Origin of the sequence: Microcoleus sp. S36b_A4, assembly GCF_036700645.1 — a bacterium.
In the GTDB taxonomy this organism is placed as follows: Bacteria; Cyanobacteriota; Cyanobacteriia; order Cyanobacteriales; family Microcoleaceae; genus Microcoleus.
Genome location: NZ_JAUBPI010000001.1, coordinates 37,887 through 64,642 on the forward strand (window position 1 = coordinate 37,887; position 26,756 = coordinate 64,642).

Below are 26,756 nucleotides of genomic sequence, written 5' to 3' on the forward strand. Positions count from 1 at the left end.
TAATAAATCTGGTTTTTGCGTGTGGGCGGGGCGAGTTTATGAGATTATTAATTTTAGGCGTAGATAGTTGGTAAAACCCGCCCCTACGGATTTTTAAATTATCGGATATCGCACTTGCTCATCCACATACCTCAAAATTTTCTCTATCCTATTTTCCCACGAAAACTGCTTGACAAAATCCATCGTTTCTGCATATCCTTCGCTTTTCCTCGGATATTTTGTTAAACAATCTCGAATGCTTTGCGCGAACTGCTGCGGGTTATCCGGTTCGCACCAAGTTGCTGCTATATTTCCCGATTTAAATTCCATTAAAGATGCAATCTCCGTCGCTACAATCGGAGTTCCCGATGCCATGTAATCAAAGAATTTTAAAGGAGATGTGAACGTCGCGGCCTGTGTCAAACAATGAGGGTGAGTCAAAACATCGGCTGCTTGCAGCAAGCTAGCCAGTTGATTTTGAGGGAGGTAGCCGAGAAATTTAATGTTGTTAACTTGCTTGGATTTGGCTAACTGCTGGTAGGCTGTTACTTGGGGTGAATCACCGCCCGCGATCGCAAATTGAACTTGCGGCAATTCCTGAGCCACATCCACCAACATATCCACACCTTTAAACGGGTAAAGTCCGCCCGCATAAACTGCTAAATGCTGTCTGTCATCTGTTAATAACTGCTGTCGCCAATTCTGGGCTGCTTCTATTTGTCTCGCGAGAAACAAAAGGTTAAAACCGTTGTGCAGCGTAATTACTTTTTCCCGTGGCATCCCATTCTTAATCATGCTTTCTCGGACAGTATCGGCAACAGTTACAGCAATTTGAAACAGAGGATTGCAAACGATTTCTGGTTCAAAAATTTTTTCGTCGTGGTGGTGCTGTTCGTAGATAGCGGGAATTCCATTTTTAACTGCTGCTTTGACAAAGTTCCAGTCGCGGGTGTGGACAATTTTAGTGGATTTAAGCAGGTGAATCGGTAAATAGTATTTTGATACTATTGTACTGGAACTCGTCCACTTGCTGTCCCAAAGGTCGATCGGCCACGGCATCGGTAAATCTGCTACTTTTAATTTATCTTGAATATTGTAAATATTGGCAAGTTTGTCATCGGGTTTCCTGGGTTGAAAAGGAAAAAGCAAATCAACCGGATTCAAAGCACTCCAGCCTTTGCGGAGATATACTAAAACTGCTGGTAAACCTAGATTTGCTGCGGCATTTGCAGAATGTGCAACTTGAACTAAGCTCGCTACATTGGGTTGCGGTAAGATATTTCTGGTAAAAAATACATAATATTTGGACATGGTAAGTGGTAGTTAGTAATTGGTAATTAGTAATTGTTGACTGTTGACTGTTGACTAATGATAATGACTGATGACTGATGACTACTGCCAACTGCCAACTGACTACTTTTTGACAGCCTGACGCTTAATAGTATTTTCTATAAATTCTAAAGTAGTGAAAATATTAGCAGCAGAGTGAAATGATTCTCTGATTAACTCGTCTCTTTCTTCGGGAGAGTCTACCATTTCATCTACTAGCATTTTGAGGTAAGCTATCATGGGAGTCAGGCGAGTGCGAATTTCGTAAGAACCTCTAATTAGAGCTTCATCGCGAGCGGTTTCTTCGGCAAATTGCACTGAATACAAGCGAGTGTAGTAACCTCCTTTTGCTAGCAATTCTTCGTGGGAACCCATTTCTACTACTTGTCCGCGATCGATCACGGCGATTTTGTTGGCTTTTTGGACTGTGGAGAGGCGGTGGGCGATGACTAAGGTTGTGCGATCGCAACTCAATTTCTCGATCGCCGCTTGCACGTACCTTTCCGAAACCGTATCCAGCGAACTCGTTGCCTCATCTAAAATTAAGATTTCCGGGTTTTGCAGCAGGGCTCTAGCAATTGAAATTCTCTGACGCTGCCCTCCCGATAAAATCACGCCCCGATCGCCAATTTGAGTATCCAATCCCTCCGGCAACAGTTGGATAAACTCATAAGCATTCGCCCCCTTCGCCGCTTCCACAATTTCTTCCTCAGTCGCTTGGGGTCTAGCATAAGCAATATTTTCGCGCACTGAAGCATTAAACAAAAACGTATCTTGGCTAACAATACCCATCGCTTGTCTCAGACTTTTCAAGTCAAATTCGCGCAAATCCCTGCCATCGATCAAGATATTACCTTCAGTAGGATCGTAAAATCTCGGCAGTAAATCTGCCAAAGTTGACTTGCCAGAACCCGAAGTTCCTACCAAAGCCAAAGTAGTGCCATGAGGTAGAAATAAATCAATTCCTTGCAAAACTAAATTTTTGTGGTTAGGATAACTAAAAGATATTTTATTAAAATGAATTCCCGATCGCAAATGAGTGTAAGGCACAGAACCGTTCAGCATAAATGGCTTGTCCTCGCAGCTCAAAAAATCATTAACCACCTCTACACTAGCCGACGTATTAGCAAATTGACTGCGCCCGCTATTCAACTGTGAAATCAAAGGGATTAATCGAAAGAGTACCAATAAATAGGTTAATAAAATTGTAGCAATAGACTCTATCTCATTCGCAAATATTGTGCGACCTATAAATACAATCAAAATTATAACTATCAAATTAACAACTTCGTTAATTGGGGCGATCGCGGCATAATTTACCTGAGCCTGAAAATCCGCTTGTTCTCGCCTTTGAATTAAATGCTTGATCCGCTGATACTCTCTTTCCTCGTTCCCCGTTGACTTGACCAGCCGAATCCCACTAATCGTTTCCAGTACCCTAACCGAATAATCTTTCGACATTTCAGAAAGCATATGGCCAAAATGCTTGGAACGGTTAATAATATATTGATTTGTCCAAGCAACTAACGACAGTAAAACTGTAGCTGTCACCGTCAGTTTCCACGAGATCGAAAGTAGCAGACCCACAAACACCAAAACAGTGATTGAGGTAGTAAACATTCCGATGGCCGTACCAACTGCACTAGCAGTCCGACCAATCTCTCCGCCCAATCTATTAATTAAATCCCCGACTTTAGTTTTAGAGTAAAAATCTAAATCTACTTCTAATAACAACCGCAAACCTGCTTCTCGCAAATCAAAAGTCAAAGATCGCGTCAGAGAAGTAGCTACTAAAGTATTGATATAACTCGCAACATTTTTTAAAAAAATTGCCAGCACAATCGCCCCGGTCATCAACATTAAACGCTGATTTCCGGGCATTCCCTCAAAGGGATACATCAAAGTTTTAATTAGAGGTGGAGCACCACGGAGCTCGATAGTTTCCTCTAAAAAACTTAAAAGCACTGGTACAATCAGAGTAGTGCTGATACCGTTGAATAAAGCGCCAGAAAAGCCCAGCATCACAGTTAAAAAAATCCTGCCGGGATATCGTCTGGCAAATTTTAGGAGTAGCTTATTGGCAGACATGAAGCATTCCCAGCTAAACAGTACGGCATCTCAAAATATTCTTTAATAACAGCCAGCTTTTCTTCCTCCATTGAGTAGTTTTAAAATAACATTTACATACCTGCGATTATCTCTGAAAGTATCGGTTTCATTGCTTGAATACTATATTTTTTCACACATCTTTCCCGAGCTTTCATTCCTTGTAAATTAGCCGCTGTCAAATTTTGAAATATCCATTGAATTTTTTGTGAAATTTGAGCGGGAGAACTCGGATCGACTAAATAACCCGTTCCCCCTAAAATTGCTGGAATATCCCCCACTCGCGTAGACAAAACAGGCTTAGCCATTGCCATACCATCTGTCAGCTTGAGCGGAAACTGAGCCACGGCTGCGAGAGTTTCTCGCTGAGGAACAACGACAACATGAGCCGCTGCTACAACGGACGGCATCGTCTCCACTGGAAACCTTGGCAGTTTAATAATCCAACGCCCCCATTGTTTCACAAGTTTATCATCATAATCATCATAAGGACTGCCGCCGACGATCGCTAATTTTAAATCCGGCTCATTTAACAGTTCGAGGGCCATCAAAACATCCTCCACGCCTTTATGAGGTCGCGGTGCCCCCGGAAACATCACAACTCTATATCCGGACAAGCCGTAACACTGTCTGCTCAATTCAGGATTGTATTTAGCAGGGTCGAACATTGCAGTATCCTTACCATTAGGCAAATATACACCACCAAAACGCTGTTTTAAAAACTCAGTATCAATGGTGACTGCATCAGCACGGTGAATTAGACTTTCCATCCACTTGAGATAGAGCGGATTATCTGGTTCTCTCAATTGACCGTTGTGTTTAAAAATATCTCGATAAAGTTGTTTAAAAGAGGGACGGTATTTCCATTCATCTCCGCCGTACCAGCTCAGTTCCCAGTCGTCTATATCTAAAATTATAAAGTGGCGATTCGCCAGTTTTTTTAGCAGTGATAGCCCAAAGCTTGTAGGCTTAGGTTTGACTGCGTAAATAATATCCCCATCTATTTTTTTCCAAAGTTTTTGAGCATCCATCAAAAACCCCGGATAATTTTTACCCGGTATCGCACATACCGGGATGTCTCTGGGAGGAGTAGCGTACAATTCCTTGCCAAACTGAAATCCAACAACTTCTACATCACATTTAAGCTCTATCAAGACTTGAGCTAATAAAAAAGCACGAATTGCACCTCCTCCTGACAAATCGCTCACTACTAATGAAACTTTCACTGAGTATTTTGTTTAAAACATTTTTTTAATTTTCCTGCTTAACCGAGCTTTTGTCAAGGCGATTCGGACTCACGCACTCCCGACCACAGCAACCAGGTTTTTAACCAGGGCAAAGGGCAGCAACGAAGTATTTTAGTAAAAAAACAGAATAATGAACCCAAGACTGTTATTCCAGCCAGCAATAATTCTTCTAGGTAAATTTTCGGATATGTTGAGGCTAATTTTTTTAATTTGGGGCTGCATTTTGTTGTTTTTGATGCAGTTTGCCAACAAACTTTAATTATTTTAAACGCCAGGGATTGTTAAGTTGATTTGGTAAAAATATTTTAGCTGTGCGATCGACTATTCTAGTAAAGAGCGATCGCGTCACGTTCTTCGCGTACTGAGGGCGGTAAGGATAAGTGCAGTGCATTACTTTAATCGGTTTGTCGATCGTATAAACATCTTTCCACTTATCCAAGTAGTTGTAAACGGGGGACAAAATTGTCATTTTCGGTTTCACCGATTCAACAGCAGCCGCAAAAGCGCCTTGGTCTTTCAAGAGTAGCACATTTTGATGCGCCACTACCATATCGAAATATTTCTTAAAATGTATAAACAATTCCTGAGTTTTACTGCTTTTCGTAAAAGCGATAAATCCGCCATTGTATTGAATGCTATTTGCATTTAGCGGCAACCCGACAGACTGCAAAGTTGACAGAATATCCTGCTTAACTCTTAATAAATTTGCCGCTTTAGCAATCGCAGGCTGCACATCTTCCGTCACCAACAAATCTACCCCATCAAGAAAATCAAAAACCTCATCTATTGGCGACAGCAAACAAATATCGCAGTCCATATAAATAGTTTTCTCAAACAAAGATTCCCCGTACAAAGCCAGCTTAGCTTGTCGCGATGCTAAAACAGGATTTTCATTAGAGGGTGCAGGTTTCAATATGACATTTCCGAACACCTGAAGTAAAGGATATAAAATTAGAGGGACTCTATCTATTAAAATAATAACTGGTTCCCGGTGAAACTTCCTAACAGACGCTAGAAAATGAACGCAATCCTGGAAAGAGTAAAGACCGGTTAAAATAGTGATAAATCCCTTGACTGCTAATTTATTTGAATTCATTAATTTACTTATTGATTTACTTATTTACCGAGCGTGTGTCCACTCCCAAAAGCTCTCATTCCAGTCATCTCGTTGGTGAAAAATTCCTTGCCACTCATAAAAATGTACAAAATCTTTCAGGTTAATTGTTTTATTGACATCGCGGATCATATAAAGAGGTCGATCTCCATAAAAAGAAGCCCACATAGTATAACTGCTAGGCGGCCCGACAACATAGTCGCACTCAGCCAAAGCATACATATCTTCAATTAAATGACCGCTGCCAAATCCACAGTTGAAATCCTCAAACAAACTCGGATTTTGTGGAATATTAGAACAAATCAAAAACTTGATTTTTTTGCCTTCAAATAGCCTTACCACAGAATTAATGACTTCTAAATATTGCTGAGTAGTGTAAAAGTATCTCCCCTTTTGATGCTGAGCATAATCCCCTTGACGGATGTGAATTCCGACTAGCATATCAGAGTTATCTTTTAAATTCAATATCAAACGATCTACATTGATTCTATATCGCTCTAATGGTGCAAAGTAGGCTCTAATCTGGTCGGCGTACTTGTGTAAATAGGGGAGATCTTCTACAAACCAGCCATCTCGAAATAGCCAGCCTTGAAAACAAACAATTGAACCCTGCTTGATTTGTGCGATATCCTGATATGCAAGCCAACTAAAAGGTTTTTTTCGGGTTATTTCTTGCGTTTTTAATATTTTTTGGCTGCTTAAATACTTAATAAAATTATAATATTTGCTTCTGACAAACTTGTTACCTCCTGCGGTAAAATATGGAGGAGGATAACAACACAAAAAATCCCCTGCGGTTCCCACAAAGAATTCTGCATATTCCTCAAAAGCCGGATTGAGAACCGTCAAATTATGCTCGATCGCCCAAGAAATGAAATTAGCAAAAAGCAGCAGTCGGTTGCCGAGTTGTCCCGATTTAGCAGATATTATTAGCATATTGTATTTTTGGGGTGGGCGGGACGCCCAACCCCTACTCCCCACAAGAATTCAATCAAATTTTGCTGTAATGGTAAGGTGCGCTATAAGCACGCTACATACTAAGAGTGGTGACACTTTTGATGCCACTGCCAAGCATGGGAGATAATATCCTTGATGTCGGGATATTATGGAGACCAACCCAAGGTTTCGATCGCCTTTTTGCTGCTGCCAACTAAACCAGGAGGGTCTCCCGGACGCCGATCGCACTCAACAGCCTTAATCTCTTTTCCCGTCACTTGACGAGCCGTTTCTATCACCTCTTTCACCGAAAACCCGTCTCCATTGCCCAAATTAAAGAAATCAGATTTGCCACCATTTAACAAATATTCTAATCCTAAAATGTGAGCAGATGCCAACTCGTTAACGTGAATGTAATCCCGGATGCAAGTACCGTCAGTAGTCTCGTAATCCGTGCCAAAAATCGCGATCGAATCTCGTTTACCCAAAGCTGCGAACAACACCAGTGGGATCAGGTGAGTTTCTGGATTGCGATCCTCTCCTAACAACCCGTTAGGGTCAGCCCCAGCCGCGTTAAAATAGCGAAAACAAACAGACTTGAAATCATACGCAGCGTCAAAATCCGACAAAATCCGTTCTACCATTAACTTAGTAGCACCGTAGGGATTGATCGGATTTTGTGGGTAGTCTTCTGTGAGCGGAATTTTCTCAGGTACACCGTAAGTCGCGCAAAGGGATTGTTAAGTTGATTTGGTAAAAATATTGTAGCGGTGCGATCGACTATTCTAGTAAAGAGCGATCGCGTCACGTTCTTCGCGTACTGAGGGCGGTAAGGATAAGTGCAGTGCATTACTTTAATCGGTTTGTCGATCGTATAAACATCTTTCCACTTATCCAAGTAGTTGTAAACCGGGGACAAAGTTGTCATTTTCGGTTTCACTGATTCAACAGCCGCTGCCAAAGCGCCCTGAATCTTTCAAGAATAGCACATTTTGATCGCCACTACCATATCGAAATATTTCTTAAAGTTTATAAACAATTCCTGAGTTTTACTGCTTTTCGTAAAAGCGATAAATCCGCCATTGTATTGAATGCTCTTTACATTTAGCGGCAACCCGATAGACTCCAAAGTTGACAGAATATCCTGCTTGACTCTTAATAAATTTGCCGTTTTAGCAATCGCAGGCTGCCCGTCTTCTGTTATCAGCAAATCTACTTCATCAAGATAGTCAAAAACTTCATATATTGGCGATAGCAAACAAATATCCCACTCCAGATAAATAGTTTTCTCAAAAGGAGATTGTGGATACAAAGCCAGCTTAGCTTGTCGCGATGCTAAAACAGGATTTTCGGGTTTCGGTGCGTCCTGCAATCTCACATTTCCGAACACCAAAAGTAAGGGATATAAAAATCGCGGGACTCTATCTATTAAAATAATAATTGGTTCGCGGTGAACCTTCCTGACTGAAGCTAGAAAATGAACGCAATCGTGGAAAGAGTACAATCCAATTAAAATAATGATAAATCCTCTATCCATATCTTTTCTCTAACGATAGTAAAAATCGAAATTTAATAAGGCAATTAACTGTGTTTTTAATAACCGATAGAGATATTGCCAATGGTAAAACTGTAATTTATCCCAAACTTTATCCCAAAAGGTTCTTACTTGATTTTTTTGCCAGTCCCAATGAGCAAAAGAATGCTCCATAATTTGAGCGAGTTCCTCCCACCCGTCATTACGAATATTCCACCCAACTTTAGCAGTTGCTAACCCAATGGGATTACCGTCTTTTGTTTTGACTTTTTGCACTTCAAAAAATCTTCCAATCTTTCCCCATTCTTGAATAAACTGAATTTCTTTACCATTGTCTCTCGCAATTACGAACAAGTTTTCTGGAACAAAACTTACATTTTTCAATGAAATTTCTAGCTTTTTTGCTAATTTGTGAATTGCCTCTTTTCTCCCCGGTAATGATTGATTTGGTGGATGTTCTAGAATGGGAATAAACCCTTTAGAAGTAATGCCGGACATCCATTCTCTCTCCGGCACTTTTCCTCTGATTCTTGTATCTGCATCCACAAAGATTGTCACTCGGCATAATTCTAAGGCTTTTTTTAGTGCAAATCGTTTATCATTATAACAATAATCTACACCTTCGCGACTTTTTTTAAAGGCGAAAACATTCGTTAAATTCTGAAAGTCATGTGGGTTGTCAGTACAAACAACTAGCATCGTCCCTAGAGAATGAGTTTCTAAGTCTGCTGCTAGTTGTTTGGCTAATTCGCGATACTTTTTCCCAAAAGCTAAGGTGCAAAAACAAAAATCTTTGTGACTGTTTAACATTATTTAAGACTCTATTTTTGCACTTGTTTTATTTGAGTTTATGCTAACTGTGACGCTTTTGATGCCACTGCCAAGCATGGGAGATAATGTTTTTAATGTCTGGATATTCTGGAGACCAGCCCAAGGTTTCGATCGCCTTTTTGCTGCTGCCAACCAAAGCAGGCGGGTCTCCCGGACGCCGATCGCACTCAACAGCCTTAATCTCTTTTCCCGTCACTTGACGAGCCGTTTCTATCACCTCTTTCACCGAAAAACCGCCGCCATTGCCCAAATTAAAGAAATCAGATTTGCCACCATTGAGCAAATATTCTAATCCCAAAATGTGAGCCGATGCCAAATCGTTAACGTGAATGTAATCCCGAATGCAAGTACCGTCAGGAGTCTCGTAATCCGTGCCAAAAATCGCGATCGAATCTCGTTTACCCAAAGCCGCGAACAACACCAGCGGGATCAGGTGAGTTTCGGGATTGTGATCCTCTCCTAATAATCCGTTCGGATCGGCCCCAGCCGCGTTAAAATAGCGGAAACAAACAGACTTGAAATCATACGCAGCGTCAAAATCCGACAAAATCCGTTCTACCATTAACTTAGTAGCACCGTAGGGATTGATCGGGTTTTGTGGGTGGTCTTCTGTGAGCGGAATTTTTTCCGGTACACCGTAAGTCGCGCAAGTAGAAGAAAACACAAATTTCTTCACGTCAGCAGCGATCATTGCTTCCAAAAGGGTAATAGTGCCGATGACATTGTTACGATAATATTTAGCGGGATCGGTAACAGATTCGCCCACGTAAGCGTATGCAGAAAAGTGCATTACCGCATCAATCTTGTGCGTAGCAAACAAGTTGTCTAGAAGAGTGCGATCGTTCGTGTCGCCAACTACTAACTCCACCTGCAAAGCCCGATCTACTATATCTCTGTGACCGTAAACTAAATTATCCAAAATCACCACACCGTAACCAGCGTTTTTCAGCGCTAATACCGCGTGAGAGCCAATATATCCCGCTCCGCCCGTCACCAAAATAGTTGGTTTGTCTGCACTCATTTTATTCTGCCTGTTTTTGTAGCTGGGATTGCCAAGAGCCTTGTTAATTTGAGACTTCCACATCTGAGGCTTTCACACTCGGCGTCAGCGGGAGAATTCAAGCTAAATATCTAGGCTTTGCTGTGCCCGACGGGACGATCGCACTCCTAAAAAACGCTTTTTAAACTCCAGACCGATGCTGAGGGAGCAAGTCTTTCTGTTCAATCGATAAACTTGAGGCGACCAATTTGGATATAATCAAATATCCGATTAATCTGATGTCGATCCTCTTCTGAAATTTTATCATCTGATAGGATAGCCGAAGTCAAAACTAAGTGTTCCCTGCGACTGATCTTGCCAGAGGCTACAATCCGATCGACTTTTTGAGAAATTGTTAAGTTCGATTTGTTGTGAGATGTTCGCATTTATTCGATCGCTTGTATGCTAAAATAATTAAAGCCCATTGCACTTATTGACCCAAAAATGGTGCGTACCCGACCTTAAATCACTTTGCTCAACAGCAGAAATAACGTATCAGAGTTTTACTTCCCAAGATAGATACGCGGACTTAATAAATCTGCAATCAGCCTTCGGATAGGGTTCAGAACTAATTTAATTATATAATATTTTTCCTAGAGAGGCACTTTTCTATGCAGGTTTATCGGCTTCCGGTACTGTCCGACAATTACATTTTCTTGCTGCACGACCCCGATCGCCACACAGCAGCCGTCGTCGATCCAGCACGATCGCAGCCAGTATTAGAGCAACTCCAAGCACTCGGAGCCGAATTAACCGCAATTTTCAATACCCACCACCACAACGACCACATAGGCGGCAATCAGGAACTGATCGATCGCTTTCCCCATATCAAAGTTTACGGTGGCGCAGAAGACCGAGGCAGAATACCCGGACAGCAAGTGTTTTTACAAGCGGGCGATCGAGTTTCTTTCGCCAACAGAACCGCCGAAGTCTTCTTCCTACCCGGCCACACAAAAGCTCACATCGCCTACTATTTCCCCCCCAGCAATCCCAGCGAAACCGGCGAGTTGTTTTGCGGCGACACCTTATTTGCTGGAGGCTGCGGCCGGCTCAAAGAAGGCACTCCCGCCCAAATGTTAGCCTCTCTGGGGCAACTGCGAAATTTGCCCGATAGTACGAGAGTCTGGTGCGCCCACGAATACACGCTGAACAACCTGCAATTTGCCTTGAGTGTGGATGGCGACAATCCCCACTTACAGCAGCGCTTCGCCGAAGTCAAGGAAGCGCGCAGTCGATCGCAACCTACAATACCATCATCGATCGGCCTCGAAAAAAGGACAAACCCATTTTTGCGCTGGGACTTTCCCACGATCCAATCAGCCACCAACACCCGCGATCCCGTGCCAACCTTCGCTCGATTGCGCGGCATGAAAGACCAATTTTGACCGAAAGCATCCAGGATACAAGCCCCCGGATTCATCCGTGGGGTCAATGCTTCAATTCTTTAATCTAAAATCTAAAATCTAAAATCGATTGACCTTAACGTTTTGGTTGTTTCAGGTAACTCTTAAACTTGAGTATCGGTTCGCTCAACCACCTGTCAAGTCTTTGGTATTTTACGTGAAAGCTCGACAGCCCCTTAAACTTATTTGGAATTTTTTCTAGTTCCTCCTTAAACGGTGTCTGAGACAACATATCAAGCCATAATTGATTGGGGGCGGAGCTTTCCCACGGTTTTGGTCTTGACATAAAGTGCATCACTTTACTTGACATATCATCAGTCTTGTGGTTGTTCCATCTTTGGTCTAATTGCTTCCACCTTCCCACTAAAACTGAATTTAATGCACCTTGATCGCGATCGCCCCAAACGTGGGTTCTAGCATTTTGGAGCAACTTTTCCGACAGTTGCTCTTCCTCCCAAAGCTTCATGTTGTAAACTAAAACACCACTATTGAAATAAGGGTTTCGATCTTGATAATTGTTGAGATTTCCCCAGAAGTTGGCTGCGGCTGCTATCGGCAGAGTTTGAAAATCTAGGTTCCACAGCGGCTCTAAGCTGCCCAGAACGATCGTATCGCTGTCGAGCCAAATCAGCCTTTCTGTTTCTTTGGTATATTTTTGCGGCTCCAATTTAACGTAAGGAAGTTTAGAACCTGATATCGAAAGAAGTTGGTCGTAATTAGATTGCAATTCTTGCCATTCAATCTGGTATTTGCAGCAATTCTGTAACTGTTCCTTTTGGTGTGGCTCTATCCTAGTAGATACAATGCTAATTTTTACAGGCTGCTCTCCAGATTGGCTAACATTGAGATCTACAGACTTGAGAAGTGCTGCTAACCCCAGAATATAGGTGCGATCGGCGGCTGTGAATATGTGCATAGGATTAAGTTTGTGAGATGAACGGCAAACGTGACACAAACATTGGACTGGAGGAAGCAGGCGACCCTGTATTGAAGTAAATGCGATCGCCCGTTTACCGTTGAGACGAACATTATCTTGCCTAAATTTCCGGTTAGATTTACACCAAGAAACGGGTTTTCTAAGTAGGTAGGCGCAAATAAAGTTTACTATGTAACAGAATGTAAGGCGGGCAGAACAAGAGCGATTGCTTCGTTTCACTCGCTGCTAGAGAGGGGTTATGTATTTTCAAGCTTCATCTACTTATTGATCTGTGTGCAAGTGCCATCTGTTCGCACCCGAAAACGAGTAACAGCCATGGCTAATATGCAGCAACCCGACAAATCATGAGAGGGGCTGACCTCGCATTTGAAACAGCCAGAAAATTCCCCGTCGCCTGTGCTGAATCCCGCAACTGGTTCAGACGTGGGACTCTACGATAAAATAAATTGTCTAGATATCGATATTACCGCAGAACGATCGACATCCATCTTAGGTTTGAAGTGTCACCCTGCTCAAGTCAAAAGTTCCTCTGGTTATTTCCCTATTATTGATCGCGATTTGCTTTGCCCAAAGTAAAATGAGCGTTGTTAGAAACCGATGCAAAACCCACGCAATACTGAACCCCAAGCAAAAATCGACCCCTCTGTTTCAACGGATTCTAACAAAGCCTTCTACCCAGCCCCCCCTTTGTCAACTGATGTAGGGATGGTTCTGCAATTGGCAGATGGCAGCATTCAGGGGTGCAATTCTCACGCCCAGGATCTGTTGGGGATGACAGCAGAACAGATGCTCTTATGCACTTCAATCAACAGTCGCTGGCAGACTCTGCGTGAGGATGCCTCGGATTTTCCTGGCGAGACACATCCGGCGATGGTGGCGCTGCAAACCGGGCAACCATGTTTAAATGTCATCATGGGCTTTGATCGGCCACAGGGAGAATTGATTTGGTTGACGCTCAATTCTCAACCTTTATTTCAGGGAGATCGATCGACTCCCTATGCGGTAGTAACAACCTTCACTTCTATCGCTCAACCTCAGCCTGAACCAGTCTGTAACGCGCCCGCGCCCCAACTGTCAGACACCCTCGAAAGTATTTCGGACGGGTTCTTTGCTTTGGATCGAGACTGGCGATTTACCTACCTCAATTCGCAAGCTGCGCGATGGCTGAATCGACCCTCGAAAGATTTGATTGGCAACAGCATTTGGGAAGAGTTTCCCGAATCAGTGGGCAGTTTGTTTGAGCAGGAATATCGCCACGCCGCTACCTTCCAAGTTACGGTTAGTTTTGAATCTTTTTATCCACCGCTCAATGCTTGGTATGCGGTACGAGCTTATCCCATCCCATCGGGACTTGCCGTTTATTTTCAAGATGTCACTGAGGAGAAAGGGGCTAGGGCTGCTTATATTAAACAAGCGCAAACGGCACATCAACAACTAGCAGAAATCGAGGCGATTTATGCTAGTGCGCCGATCGGACTTTGCTTCCTTGATACTGAGTTGCGGTTTGTCCGCCTCAACGATTGGCTAGCAGAAATTAATGGAGTTCCATCCGCCGCCCACATCGGCAAAACATTGCGCGAAATCTTGCCAGAAATGGCAGATGATTTAGAGCCGCTTTACCGACAAGTTATTGAAACTAAAGTTCCACTTCAACAGCTCGAACTTCGCAGGACGAACTCAGCACAGCCGGGAGTCGAACAGGATTGGCTGTTGAGTCTCTATCCACTCAGGGCCGAGGACGATCGCGTCCTGGGAGTGAATGTGACGGTGCTAGAAATTACCGATCGCAAAGCTACCAAAAAAGAAATTGAACGGCTCAACCAAGAATTAGAACGACGAGTCAATGAACTCGAATCGATACTTGATGCTGTACCCGTCGGTATTACGATCGCAGACGACCCCCAGTGTAAAGTAATTCGCGCTAACCGATTTGCCCAGTCGATGTTGATAGTGCCACCCGATACCAATGTTTCTGGAACCGGAGAGCAAGCCGCAGCCCTTCCGTTTAGACGATTCCGCAACGGAGAAGAAATTCCGGGAGAACAACTGCCCATGCAACTAGCCGTGGCTTCGGGCGTCGAAGTGCGAGATGTGGAAATTCAAATGGTGCGCGAGGACGGGGTTGCCTTTGATTGGTTGGTGAATGCGGTGCCGTTATTTGACGAACAGGGCGCAGTTCGTGGCTGTGTGGCCGCCTTTATGGATATTAGCGATCGCAAACAAGCTCTTGCTGCTTTGCGCCACTCTGAGGAACGCTATCGCACTTTGTTTGAGTGCCTAGACGAAGGCTTTTGCATCATCGAAATGCTGTTTGACGAAAACGAAAAGCCGATCGATTACCGCTTTTTGGAAGTCAATCCGGCTTTCTTGAAACAAACCGGGCTTGAACAAGCTGCGGGTAAAACGGCGCGACAGATGCTTCCTGAACTCGAAGATTATTGGTTTGAGATGTACGGCAAAGTCGCCCTGACGGGGGAACCCTTGCGCTTCGAGCACGGCTCGGAAGCCATGAACCGCTGGTTTGAGGTTTTGGCGTTCCGCACTCCTGAGCCGCACAGCCGACAAGTCGCCATACTTTTCCAAGAAATCACTGATCGCAAACAATCCGAGAATCTCCTGCGGCAACAGGAAGAGCAACTGCGGCTGTTCGTCAAACATTCGCCTGCGGGGGTGGCGATGTTTGACCGCCAGATGCGGTATATGCTGGTGAGCGACCGCTGGCTGTCAAGTTACGGGCTCGGCACTCAAAACATTGTGGGTCGATCGCACTACGACATCTTTCCCAATTTGCCCGATCGTTTGAAACAAATCCACCAGCGCTGTCTGGCGGGATCAGTCGAAATCTGCCCAGAAGATCAGTTTCCCCGCCCTGATGGCTTAATCGACTGGGTGCGCTGGGAAATTCACCCTTGGCGAACCAACACCAATGAGATTGGCGGTATCATGATTTTTTGCGAAATCATCACCGAGCGCAAAAACGCTGAACTCGCGGTGCAAGCGGCCTCCCAGCAAGTCAGCAATATTATAGAAAGTATTACCGATGCCTTTATGGCGATCGATTCACAATGGCGCTATACCTACGTTAATGCCACAGCAGAAAAACTGCTTTCTCGATCGAGAAACGACTTACTAGGTCGATCGATCTGGGAGGTATTCCCTGCCGAGAAAGAATTTAATTCAAGGGCATATCAAGAATTTCATCGAGTTGTTTCCGAACAAGTTTCTGTCAAGTTTGAAGAGTTCTCGCCTTCGCTCCAGATGTATATAGAAGTGAGCGCCTATCCTGCGGCCGGAGGACTTACCGTTTATTGGAGCGATATTAGCGATCGCAAACGCACTGAAGAAGAACTGCGCCAAAAAAATGCGATTTTGAACGTAATTAACGAGTCAGCGCCGACGCCAATTTTTGTCAAAAATCGAGAAGGACAGATTATTTATGCCAATCCAGCCACGCTGGAAATAATGGGCAAATCTGCTTCTGAAGTAATTGGTGGTCGCGATATCGATTTATACCCAGTAACAGAACTTGCAGTCACAGTCACGGAAAACGATCGGCGCATTATGGAGTCTGGACAAACAGAAGTCCTCGAAGAATCTCACGATGGCATTCGGACATTTCTGGTAATGAAAGCTCCATACCGCAATCAAGCGGGAGAAGTCATCGGCCTGATTGGCATCTCCAGCGAAATCACCAATCGCAAACGAGCAGAAGTCGCCCTGCAAGAACAAACTAAGTTACTGCAAGTCATCATTGACAGCATTGGTGATGGTTTAATTTTGGCCAACCAACAAGGGGAGTTTGTGTTGTTTAACCGAGCCGCCGTAGGAATATTCGGTCAGCTATCGAATGAAAAATCTTGTGAGGAATGGTCGAGCACTTACGGACTATTTTTAGCAGACAAAAAAACCCTTTTTCCGGACGCTGAACTACCTCTAGCCAGAGCAATCAAAGGTGAATATGTCAATGATGTAGAGGTATTTGTCCGCCGCGAAGATGCCGAAGATCGCTGGATCAGTATCAGCGGTTATCCGGTAGTTGATACTAGCAACGAAATCAAAGGTGGAGTGATTGTCTGTCGGGATATCACAGAACGCAAACGAGCCGAAGCAGCGCTGCAAGAAAGCGAAGAACGATTCCGCACTATGGCTAACAACGCTCCTTTTATGGTATGGGTAACAAACTCCACAGGCTATTGCACTTTCTTGAGCGAAACCTGGTATGACTTCACAGGTCAAACTGAGGAAACAGGTTTGGGATTGGGTTGGGTAAACGCGGCGCATCCAGAAGACAAAGAAAAGGCCAAAAAAGCTTTCTTGACCGCCAACGAACACCAAGAACCGTACCGCGTAGAATTTCGCCTCCAGCGCAAGGATGGCGGATATTCTTGGGTGATCGATGCGGCTGCTCCCAGATTTTCCGAAAGCGGACAATTTGAGGGTTATATCGGCTCTGTAATCGACATTACAGAACGCAAACAAGTGGAAACCGAGCGTGATATAGTTCTCCAATTAGAACAAACTGCCCGCACGGAAGCCGAGCGAGCTAACCGCATTAAAGACGAGTTTCTGGCGGTGCTTTCTCATGAGTTACGATCGCCCCTGAATCCGATTTTAGGCTGGTCGCAACTGCTCGTCGGTGGCAAGCTGAACGCGAGTCAAAGTGCCAAAGCCTTTGAGACGATCGAGCGCAACGCCAGACTGCAATCTCAATTAATCGAAGACTTGCTGGACGTGTCTCGGATTTTGCAAGGAAAACTCAGATTGAATGTTGTTCCGGTGAATCTGGCAACCATTATTCCGTCTGCTGTGGAAACTGTGCAATTAGCAGCCGAAGCTAAAAAAATTCAAATTCAAACAATCTTAAATCCCAATGTCGGGCAAGTTCTGGGCGATACAAGTCGCTTGCAACAAATTGTGTGGAATTTGTTATCAAATGCGGTAAAATTCACGCCCGAAGGCGGTAGAGTAGAAGTTCGATTAGTGCAAATTGCACGCCAAGCTCAAATTCAAGTCACGGACACTGGTAAAGGCATTCTTCCTGATTTCTTGCCTTATGTTTTTGACCATTTCCGACAAGAAGATGGCGCTACAACTCGCAAATTTGGTGGCTTGGGATTGGGATTGGCGATCGTCCGCCAACTGATCGAACTTCACGGCGGAACGGTGTTTGCAGAAAGCGCCGGAGAAGGTCAAGGAGCGACGTTTACGGTGAGATTACCGCTATTAAATGATGATTCTAGAAGGCAGGAGGAGGAAGCTGTCAATGGGGCTGCTTGTCCCGATCTCTCATCCTTGCCCCTAGTTGGATTGAGAATTTTGGTGGTAGATGATGAACTCGACTCGCGAGATTTTGTGGCTTTCGTGCTTGAGGAAGCGGGTGCAGAGGTGATTTCCCTGTCATCTGCTGCTGAGGCGCTAGAGTCGATCGAACAAACTGCACCGGATTTGCTCGTCAGCGACATTGGAATGCCCCAGATGGACGGGTATATGTTGATAAATCGCATCCGCACTCAGCTTGCGCCTGAGTATCGGCAGTTGTTGGCGATCGCCTTAACCGCCTATGCTGGAGAAGGGAACGAGCGTCAAGTTTTACAAGCCGGATTTGATCAACACTTAGCCAAGCCGATCAATTCGACCCAGTTAGTTACTACTGTAGCGCGATCGATCGCCCAACGCCTTGAAAATAAAGCCTGAGTGCTCTGTAAGACATTGCACTGTAGTTGATTTGGCTCATTACAGCACCCCCGTTTTGCGTAATTTCAAACTGAATTTGCCCGTTAAAAATATTATCCCTGTTTCTTCCCTCGAACCTCGAATCTCAACATCCATCAGTTACATCCGTTACATCCGCTACATAATCCGTTGCCGAACTTCCTTCTCCCTTGCGATCGCCCCTCAAACTTCGCTATTATAAAAAGTTGCAGTTAAAACCCCACAACCCACGATCATGGCCAAGCGCGTCCAATTAGTTTTAAATAAAGATGTCAGCAAACTCGGCAAAGCTGGCGACGTAGTAGAAGTAGCCCCAGGCTACGCCCGCAACTACCTAGTACCCCAAGGAATGGGATTTAGAGCCACTCCCGGCATTCTCAAGCAAGCAGAGCGCCGCCGTGAAGAAGAAAGACTGCGCCAGCTAGAGCTCAAGCAGCAAGCTGAAGTCCGCAAAACCGCCCTCCAATCGGCTGGGCCTTTCATCATCTCCAAGCAAGTTGGCGAAGCAGACGCGATTTTTGGTACTGTTACCAACCAAGAAGTAGCAGAACTGATTTTCAACTCTACCAGTCAAGAAGTCGATCGGCGCGGCATCACCCTACCCGAAATTCGCCAAACTGGTACATACAAAGCTGAAATCAAACTACACGCAGAAGTTACCGCCGAAGTTGATATTCAAGTGGTTCCGATGTAATTAAGAGTTATCAGTCATTAGTTGTTAGTCATTAGTCATTAGCTAACAACTAAGCACTGCTAAGTAAGGACTCAGTAACGCTAACTTGCAGATTGAGAACCGGAGCATCTCTGCAGAGAGTAAGAAGCATTTTTTCAGGAGTGCGAGATCGAGAGAGCGTGAGTCTGGTATAAACGCGAGCTCGCGACAGATCCCACTCCTACAAAACCTTACACTGATAATAACTAATGACCCCGCCGGAAAAACGGACACAAGCCCCGACGCTCCTGATGGTCGAACCTACAATTTTAGGATATTGTTCAAGCTCCCAGATTCATCTGTAGAGTAAATCTAAAATCTAAAATCGAAAATCGAAAATCTACAACCTAAAACCTAAAATCGAAAATCTACAACCTAAAACCTAAAGCCGAAAATCTAAAACCTAAAACAGAAAATCTAAAATCTAAAATCTAAAATCTAAAATCTAAAATCTAAAATCTAAAATCGACTGACTGAGGACTATTGACTAATGAGCGATTTGATGCCGACAAATATAGAGGCAGAAGAAGCAATTTTGGGGGGAATTTTAATTGACCCCGAAGCTATTTCCCGAATTGCCGAGCTGCTGCGACCGGAGTTTTTTGCCATCACCGCTCATCAAGTCATTTATCGATCGGCATTAGGCCTATTTTTACAGGGTCAACCTACCGATTTAATGACGGTAACAACTTCCCTAACCGACCGCAATCAGTTAGAGCAAGTAGGAGGACTAACTAAATTAGCGCAATTAGTCGATCGCACAGTTTCCGCAGTCAACATCGACCAATATGCAGTTTTAGTTGAAGACAAATATCAGCGCCGCAAATTAATCGAAGCTGGCAACAACATAGTACAATTAGGTTACGAGACGGCAACACCACTAGAAACAGTCTTAGACCGCGCCGAACAAGAAATTTTCAGCATAACTCAAGAACGTCCGCAACAAGATTTAGTGTCGATCGGCGAAACACTAAACCAAACATTTCAAGACCTAGAAAATCGCAATGAAGGCCTCACACTTCCCGGTATTCCGTGCGGTTTCTATGACTTAGATGCCATGACAGGAGGCTTTCAGCGATCGGATTTAATCATCGTTGCAGCCAGGCCGGCGATGGGCAAAACCGCCTTCTGTACCAACATCGCCCACCACATCGCCGCCGGACAGCAGAAATTGCCGGTTGCCGTTTTCAGCTTAGAAATGTCGAAAGAACAGCTAGTGCAGCGTATCCTGTCCAGCGAAGCCAAAATAGAAAGTAACCGATTGCGATCGGGTAGAATCAGTCAAAACGAATGGGAACCAATCAGTACAGCCATTGGCAATTTATCAGAACTACCGCTGTTTATTGACGATACTCCCAATATTACCGTCACAGAAATACGATCGAAAGTCCGCCGCCTCCAAGCAGAACAAGGCGGAACCCTAGGATTAGTCTTGCTAGATTACCTGCAATTAATGGAAGGTAGCAGCGACAACCGCGTGCAAGAACTATCTCGAATTACCAGAAGTCTTAAAGGTTTAGCCCGCGAACTCAACGTGCCGATTATTGCCTTATCTCAGTTGAGTCGGGGTGTGGAAGCGAGGACAAACAAGCGACCCATGATGTCTGATTTACGTGAAAGCGGCTGTCTCGGTGGCGATAGTTTAGTTACCCTGGCGGATAGTGGATTAGAAGTCCCGATTCGTGATTTAGTCGGCAAATCTGGCTTTGCTGTTTGGGGATTAAATTCAGATACCCTGAAACAGGAAAAAGCGATGGTGACTAATGCTTTTTGTACAGGAGTCAAGCCCGTCTGGGAGATGACGACTTGCTTGGGAAATTCGATTACAGCAACAGGCAATCATAAGTTCTTTACATCAGATGGTTGGAAGCGGTTAGATGAATTAAAAATAGGCGATCGAATTGCTACACCTCGCTCAATTCCTTGTACTGAAGTGCAGACGATGGGTAATGCTGAATTAGCTTTACTAGGACATTTAATTGGTGATGGTTGTACTTTACCCCGACATACCATTCAGTACACGACGCGAGAATTAGATTTAGCTGAATTAGTTGCACATTTGGCTAGAGAAGTATTTGGTGATAAAATTAATCCCCGCATTAAACGCGAACGCGATTGGTATCAAGTTTATCTCTCCGCTAGTTATCGTCTCGCTCCCAATATTAAAAATCCGATTACTAAATGGCTCGAACAATTAGAAATATTTGGTTTACGTTCCCATGAAAAATTTATTCCCAGTTTAGTATTTACCCAACCGCAAGAATCGATCGCTCTTTTCCTTCGACACCTATGGGCAACTGATGGTTGTATCCGCACGAGTAAAGACAATTCCCACTATCCCAGTGTTTACTATGGATCTAGTAGCGAAAAACTAGCGCGGGGAGTTCGATCGTTATTATTAAAATTGAATATTAATGCCTCTTTTAAATTCATTTCCCAAGGAAATAAAGGGCGAACTCAATATCAAGTATGGGTAGGTGGAAAGCAAGAGCTAGAAAAATTTGTATATCGGATTGGTGCGGTTGGCAATTATAAACAAGAAAGTTTAGCCGCCGTCAAAATATATCTAGAAAAATCTGTAGGGGCTAGTACCAACCGAGATTTAATTCCCAACCAAGTTTGGCGAACCCAAGTTAATATTGCCCGAGAACGTTTGGGTTTAACAACTAAACAAATTCAAGCAAGTTTGGGCGTGCGCTATTGTGGCGACAGTTCCTATCAATGTGATATCAGTAGAGAACGAGCTATGCAGTTAGCTACTCTTCTAGAATCTGAAGAAATGCTGAAAATTGCTGCTAGCGATATCTATTGGGATAAAATAAAAAAAATAAATTTCATCGGCGAAGAAATGGTTTACGATTTAACTGTAGAGAAAGTTGAAAACTTCGCTACACAAGGATTGTACGCTCATAATAGTATCGAGCAAGACGCCGACTTAGTAATTATGCTCTACCGCGATGAATACTATAACCCTGATTCGCCCGATCGCGGAATTGCAGAAGTAATTATTACCAAACACAGAAACGGCCCCACAGGAATCATCAAACTATTATTTGACGCCCAATTTACCTGCTTCCGCAATCTCGCATCTCCGAAGCGATCGTAAATAAACCAGAACATACACAGAAACCCGGTTTCTTAAAAAAAACCGGGTTTCTAAACACCGTAAAAGTTTTACGTTGAATTAGATTGAGCTACCTAGCCAGCGATTCTCAACAATTCCACATCAAAAATCAGCGTAGCATTAGGAGGAATCACCCCGCCCGCACCGCGAGCACCGTAACCGAGTTCAGGGGGAATAATCAACTTGCGGCGGTCTCCAACTTTCATCGTACCGACACCTTCATCCCAACCCTTAATTACTTGACCCACGCCAATTTGGAACTCAAAAGGAGAATTGCGATCGCGCGAACTGTCAAACTTCGTGCCATCCTCCAAAGTTCCAGTGTAGTGCACCACTACCTTCTGCCCGGTTTTTGGAGTCGCCCCATTACCCTCTTTCAATTCAACATATTTCAGACCGGAATCTGTGGTGACAGTTTTCTCAGTATTATCAGTCATGTCATTGCCAGCGATAGTAGCTGGTACCTCTGGTAAAGTAGCATCAGCTACTAGCAAGCTATTTTCATTCAAAGACTGCCCTGACAACTTCTCAATAGCAGTCTCGGGTAAAAGATTGTTCAATTCGGCTGCAACTGCTTGGGACCCAGAACCGCCCATTTGAGCGACTATCAAAAACACAAAGCAAACCAGCATTACTCCCAAGCTGACTAGAACTCCTCGCAAAATTAATCCTCCTAATACTTTTAACCGCGATATCTCAGATATCTAAGACATCTAGTACAACAAGAACTACCAAATTTTATCTGAACTTTTCCACCAAAGAACGGCAGGTGCCAGATAATTTTCCAGGCCAAAGTATGAAGTCAAAATGTTTGTTATTCTACATAAATGGCTTCTACATAAGTGCCTTTTTTTAGCATTCTGCCTTCGGGTGACAATCTTATCACAAGAGAGCAGCGAACTTCTCGCGGGCGTTAGCGAAGCTTGCAGAAGAGGATCGAACTCAGCGCCAGTTACGGTTTTCTAAATCCCGCATCTGACGTTCCAAACGATCGAGCCTTCCCCGCAACTCATCCATTTCGGACTGTCGGGGAACTCCCATATCTTGCAGCATATTCCGTAGTTGCCGCTGCAACTGCGTATCCCAATTGCCCTGTTCAGACTTCAGGTGCTCGGTCATGTCATCGACAAAGGTTTTGGCTTGCTCAGGATTGATTTTGCCATCTTTGACCCATTGCTCGCTGACTTCCTGCAATTTCTCTGCCACTAGGGAAGTAGTACCAATGCCCAGCATTACCAGTTGTTTGAGTAAGTTGCTATTGTTATCCATAGATTTTTCCTAATGTTTGCCCTTTCATACCCGATCGGCTCAGGTCGCCTGCTGTCGCTGCGAAACCATCTGTAAACTTAAAGTTACATCAGCGCACAACTACCTTTCTATTTTGGAGCATCCAGCCGCCTGATGGCGAGCCGATCGCGCATTCTCGGCGTTCGGAAAACCCGCTAATGAGCCTACCCACCACATTACCCCATCACCCTGCGGTCTATGCCTGATTGCCCCCGCTGTCACCAACCTGTAGACGCCCAAGCCCTCGCCTGTCCACACTGCAAAATCCCCCTCAAAGCTTTCGGTCATCCGGGTATCCCTCTTTATAGATCAAAACCCGAAGAATTTCTGTGCACTACCTGTATTTATCACGCAGACGACACTTGCAACTACCCGCAGCGTCCCTTTGCCAAAGAATGCACGCTTTATCACAATCAAGCTGAGCCGCTTGTACCACAGACGAGCCGTTACATCAGCGCCGGCTGGATGCAATCCATCAAAAATTGGTCTCAGCGCCATCTGGTTTGGTTAGCATTATTAGGTTTAATTATTATTAGCATTGCTCTGTCGATTTAATCGGATTGTACAAAGCGTAGAATAGAGATATCTCTGTTAATCTGGGTTGCTCTATTATTCTCTAAATTATTCATGAGCTACGTATTCGGCATCGACGGCGGCGGCACTAAAACTATCTGCCTTTTAATGGATGACAACCACCTTGTTTTAGGACGGGGTGAAGCAGGGCCGTCAAATTATCAAACCCTGGGAATTGAGACAGCAAAACTATCCATCCAATTGGCGATCGAACGAGCAGTTCTGTCCGCTAAAATCGAGACGAATAGCAATCTCAACATAGAAGCAATTGGTCTGGGACTAGCAGGAGTTGGGCGTCCCAAAGATCGTGAAATAGTGCAATTTGTAGTGCAGAACTTGCAGTTGACGAATACTTTACCAGTAACCCGATCGTTCCTGCCCAGGAATATCGTAATTTGCAGCGACTGCGCGATCGCACTTGCTGGCGGTACAGGTCATCCAGTGGGTATCGCCGTTATTTCAGGAACTGGTTCCATTGTTTTCGGGCAAAACCGTCAAGGGAAAACTAAACGAGTCGGCGGTTGGGGATATATTTTAGGCGATGAAGGCAGCGGATATAACATCGCCCTTCAGGGTTTGCAAGCTGCTTTGAAGTTCTATGACGGACGCCAAGATTTTACCACGCTTGCGGAAAAACTTCAAACGCATTTAGGCCTCAATAACCTAGAAGAATTAGTAGAAGTTGTTTACGGGCGCGGTTGGGGAGTCAAAGAAATTGCAGCTTTAGCGCCGATTGTCGATCGAGCCGCAGCAGAGGGCGATCGCGTCGCTGACAGCATTATCAATAATGCTGTAGCAGAATTAACCTATTCAACCAAAATAGCCATTTCAGCGCTATTTAACCAAACAGAAGAATTTGAAATTGTGATTGTAGGAGGTGTGTGGGGTGGAGAGGCAAATTGTCGAGGTCGGTTTGAAGCAGCCATAAGTGCGATCGCCCCAAAAGCTCAGGTTATTTCGCCCCGATACGAACCAGCTTTCGGTGCTGGATTATTAGCCTTAAACGCTCTCAACAATTAGTTGTTGACTGTTGACTGTTGAATGTTGACCGAAAGCATCCAGGATACCCGCCACGTGATTCATCCGTCCAGAAATAAAAAACCTGTATCCGATGAAACTTGCCCCCCGAATTTATTGGTGGGGTCAATGCTTCAATTCTTTAATCTAAAATCTAAAATCTAAAATCGATTGACTGTTGACTATCTTCCTTATCTTCCCGATCGCCCCTGTCTTGCGGATTTTCTCGATTTTTCCCAATTTTCAACTTCTGGATTATCAACCTTATCTTCCCAACTGGTAGAATTCCAGCCTGCCATAATCAAAATATCAGATGAATGCGAAACAAGAAACAAATTTAGCAGTAGTGCGTTCCTAAGTAAACAAAAACCGAAGCAAGGAGACAATTTATATGATTACTTCTCAAAAATGGCGTTCAGCAACAGCAGCAGTCCTCGCACTGGGCATTACAGTTGGAACCAGCGCGCCACTGGTAGTAGCTACTCCCGCAGAAGCCCAACAAAGAATTTCCCAATTTGATAGCATCCGAATTCCGTCGGGCAGTGTAATTCCAGTTAGCTATGAAAAAGACAAAATAGTTGTCACCCGCGAAGAAACTGCACCTTTAACTTTAACAGTAGCGCAAGACATCCGCACACCTCAAGGCAGAGTATTAATTCCCAGAGGCAGCCAGATAGTCGGGGCACTGCAACCTGTCAGAAGAGGCAATCAAATGGGTACTCAATTTGTTGCCAGAGAGTTAATTATCAGCCGCCGCCAACGCTATCGGATTGACGGAAATTCAGGAATTATTACCAGAACCGAAAGAGTCCAGAAAGGTGCTGGCACAGGTTCAGTAGCCCAAGGTGCAGCCTTGGGTGCAGCAGCCGCAGCCGCACTCGCAGGCATTACCGGCGACAAAGCGATCGCGACTGAAGAAGTATTGGGAGGCGTTGGGATCGGCGCTTTAGCTGGAGTATTGTTGGGGCGGCGCAGCGTTGACGTGCTCGTGATTCGCCCGGAACAAGATTTGGCAGTGAGATTGCGATCGGACATCGTACTCCGCTAATATTGGAATCTTCGGATTAATTATTTGCAGTAAAACATTGTCGATCGCTAACTTGTGGTCTCCCGATCATTGGCTAGGCATACTGTTAAGGTTGTGCCTAGCCATGTTTGTTGGCGGAATTATTGGATGGGAGCGCCAACTCAGAAACAAACCAGCGGGATTGAGAACTCATATGCTAGTTAGCATGGGTTGTGCACTGTTTGTTTTAATGCCGCTAGCAATGGGGAAAAATGAAAACGGAGGAGATGCTGTAGCGCGGGTAATTCAAGGCATTGCTGCCGGGATTGGGTTTTTGGGAGGCGGAGAAATCCTGCGGCAAAATCACCAGGAAAGAGGTAAAGTTGAAGTTCACGGACTCACCTCTGCCGCCGCTATTTGGGTGTCAGCAGCTTTAGGAACTGCTGCCGGATGCGGGTTGTGGCAACTAGCATTAATTGGCGCTTTAATGTCGCTGTTTGTTCTGAGAGTAATTAAAGAGTTAGAGCGTCGGAGTCGTAGGAAATAGTCTCAGTGATGATATAAAAGCGGGTATTATAACCCTTATTACTTTTGTAGTAACGGCGGAAGCACGAGCGAGCTTTATAAAGTCCTCACTACTAACTAATTTTATGGCGGTCGATGGAGGGGAAATAATATTAGCTGTTTCATGCTAACTCCAGTTAATCATTGATCATAAGCTGTCGTGCATTTAAATTATATATTCGGGGCGGGCTAGAAGCCCACCCACAAGAGTTTGATTGTTTTTTGACACATAATTTAAATGCCGCAACAGCTTAGATAACTTTTCAAGCAGAATGCTCAACTGTTACGAAGCAAACACTTTGACTA

Annotated in this window: 20 protein-coding genes and 1 pseudogene; 8 read left to right on the forward strand and 13 right to left on the reverse strand. The window is 44.4% G+C overall.

From position 1 onward, the window contains the following. Positions 1-93: 93 nt before the first annotated feature. From QUA03_RS00170 to galE, 10 genes and pseudogenes are all read right to left on the reverse strand, one after another. Positions 94-1,290: a glycosyltransferase gene (locus QUA03_RS00170; protein WP_333208725.1), complete on the reverse strand. Its 1,197-nt coding sequence runs from the start codon at positions 1,288-1,290 to the stop codon at positions 94-96. Between the two features lie 102 nt (positions 1,291-1,392). Beyond that, positions 1,393-3,396, reverse strand: a complete 2,004-nt coding sequence (locus QUA03_RS00175) for an ABC transporter ATP-binding protein (RefSeq protein WP_333208727.1) — start codon at positions 3,394-3,396, stop codon at positions 1,393-1,395. 92 nt (positions 3,397-3,488) lie between these two features. Beyond that, entirely contained in the window at positions 3,489-4,640 is a 1,152-nt protein-coding gene (locus QUA03_RS00180; RefSeq protein WP_333208729.1) for a glycosyltransferase family 4 protein, read from the reverse strand. 280 nt (positions 4,641-4,920) lie between these two features. Next, positions 4,921-5,757 (reverse strand): hypothetical protein, encoded by an 837-nt coding sequence (locus QUA03_RS00185; protein ID WP_333208731.1) that lies wholly within the window; start codon positions 5,755-5,757, stop codon positions 4,921-4,923. 24 nt (positions 5,758-5,781) lie between these two features. Then, on the reverse strand, positions 5,782-6,711 hold the full coding sequence (locus QUA03_RS00190; RefSeq protein WP_333208733.1) for an alpha-1,2-fucosyltransferase: 930 nt from the start codon (positions 6,709-6,711) through the stop codon (positions 5,782-5,784). Positions 6,712-6,881: 170 nt separating this feature from the next. Further along, positions 6,882-7,448 (reverse strand): annotated as a pseudogene (locus QUA03_RS00195) (NAD-dependent epimerase/dehydratase family protein); the annotation flags it as partial. After that, positions 7,355-7,639, reverse strand: coding sequence for a hypothetical protein (locus QUA03_RS00200; RefSeq protein ID WP_333208735.1), 285 nt, complete (start codon positions 7,637-7,639; stop codon positions 7,355-7,357). The pseudogene QUA03_RS00195 and the gene QUA03_RS00200, both read right to left, overlap by 94 nt. 48 nt (positions 7,640-7,687) lie before the next feature. Further along, positions 7,688-8,248, reverse strand: a complete 561-nt coding sequence (locus QUA03_RS00205; RefSeq protein ID WP_333208736.1) for a hypothetical protein — start codon at positions 8,246-8,248, stop codon at positions 7,688-7,690. A gap of 9 nt (positions 8,249-8,257) precedes the next feature. Continuing rightward, positions 8,258-9,055: a hypothetical protein gene (locus QUA03_RS00210; RefSeq protein WP_333208737.1), complete on the reverse strand. Its 798-nt coding sequence runs from the start codon at positions 9,053-9,055 to the stop codon at positions 8,258-8,260. A 43-nt stretch (positions 9,056-9,098) separates the two neighbouring features. Beyond that, positions 9,099-10,097 carry a UDP-glucose 4-epimerase GalE gene (galE, locus tag QUA03_RS00215; RefSeq protein ID WP_333208739.1) on the reverse strand — a complete coding sequence of 333 codons (999 nt, stop codon included), beginning with the start codon at positions 10,095-10,097 and terminating at the stop codon, positions 9,099-9,101. 629 nt (positions 10,098-10,726) lie between these two features. Here galE and gloB point away from each other — a divergent pair. Continuing rightward, entirely contained in the window at positions 10,727-11,500 is a 774-nt protein-coding gene (gloB, locus tag QUA03_RS00220; protein ID WP_333208741.1) for a hydroxyacylglutathione hydrolase, read from the forward strand. A gap of 94 nt (positions 11,501-11,594) precedes the next feature. Here gloB and QUA03_RS00225 read toward each other — a convergent pair whose 3' ends face one another. Continuing rightward, positions 11,595-12,434 carry a glycosyltransferase gene (locus QUA03_RS00225; RefSeq protein ID WP_333208743.1) on the reverse strand — a complete coding sequence of 280 codons (840 nt, stop codon included), beginning with the start codon at positions 12,432-12,434 and terminating at the stop codon, positions 11,595-11,597. A 618-nt stretch (positions 12,435-13,052) separates the two neighbouring features. Here QUA03_RS00225 and QUA03_RS00230 point away from each other — a divergent pair. The 3 genes from QUA03_RS00230 (at position 13,053) to QUA03_RS00240 (ending at position 21,985) form a co-directional block, all read left to right on the forward strand. After that, the gene (locus tag QUA03_RS00230) at positions 13,053-18,149 is read left to right on the forward strand and encodes a PAS domain-containing protein (protein WP_333208744.1); all 5,097 of its coding nucleotides are present in this window, start codon (positions 13,053-13,055) and stop codon (positions 18,147-18,149) included. Positions 18,150-18,402: 253 nt separating this feature from the next. Next, positions 18,403-18,861, forward strand: coding sequence for a 50S ribosomal protein L9 (rplI, locus tag QUA03_RS00235; protein WP_006634794.1), 459 nt, complete (start codon positions 18,403-18,405; stop codon positions 18,859-18,861). Between the two features lie 508 nt (positions 18,862-19,369). Further along, positions 19,370-21,985 (forward strand): replicative DNA helicase, encoded by a 2,616-nt coding sequence (locus QUA03_RS00240; RefSeq protein ID WP_333208746.1) that lies wholly within the window; start codon positions 19,370-19,372, stop codon positions 21,983-21,985. 92 nt (positions 21,986-22,077) lie between these two features. On the opposite strand, the gene QUA03_RS00245 is transcribed toward QUA03_RS00240, so the two are convergent. Further along, on the reverse strand, positions 22,078-22,665 hold the full coding sequence (locus QUA03_RS00245) for an FKBP-type peptidyl-prolyl cis-trans isomerase (RefSeq protein WP_333208748.1): 588 nt from the start codon (positions 22,663-22,665) through the stop codon (positions 22,078-22,080). A 280-nt stretch (positions 22,666-22,945) separates the two neighbouring features. Further along, positions 22,946-23,272: a phasin family protein gene (locus QUA03_RS00250; protein ID WP_242723321.1), complete on the reverse strand. Its 327-nt coding sequence runs from the start codon at positions 23,270-23,272 to the stop codon at positions 22,946-22,948. Between the two features lie 216 nt (positions 23,273-23,488). Between QUA03_RS00250 and QUA03_RS00255 the strand changes: the two genes are divergently transcribed. The 4 genes from QUA03_RS00255 (at position 23,489) to QUA03_RS00270 (ending at position 26,433) form a co-directional block, all read left to right on the forward strand. Further along, the gene (locus QUA03_RS00255; protein WP_333208750.1) at positions 23,489-23,845 is read left to right on the forward strand and encodes a zinc ribbon domain-containing protein; all 357 of its coding nucleotides are present in this window, start codon (positions 23,489-23,491) and stop codon (positions 23,843-23,845) included. Between the two features lie 72 nt (positions 23,846-23,917). Continuing rightward, positions 23,918-24,883 (forward strand): BadF/BadG/BcrA/BcrD ATPase family protein, encoded by a 966-nt coding sequence (locus QUA03_RS00260; RefSeq protein WP_333208752.1) that lies wholly within the window; start codon positions 23,918-23,920, stop codon positions 24,881-24,883. Between the two features lie 388 nt (positions 24,884-25,271). Then, the gene (locus tag QUA03_RS00265; RefSeq protein WP_333208753.1) at positions 25,272-25,928 is read left to right on the forward strand and encodes a hypothetical protein; all 657 of its coding nucleotides are present in this window, start codon (positions 25,272-25,274) and stop codon (positions 25,926-25,928) included. Positions 25,929-26,031: 103 nt separating this feature from the next. Beyond that, positions 26,032-26,433: an MgtC/SapB family protein gene (locus QUA03_RS00270; protein WP_333085418.1), complete on the forward strand. Its 402-nt coding sequence runs from the start codon at positions 26,032-26,034 to the stop codon at positions 26,431-26,433. Positions 26,434-26,756: the final 323 nt, after the last annotated feature.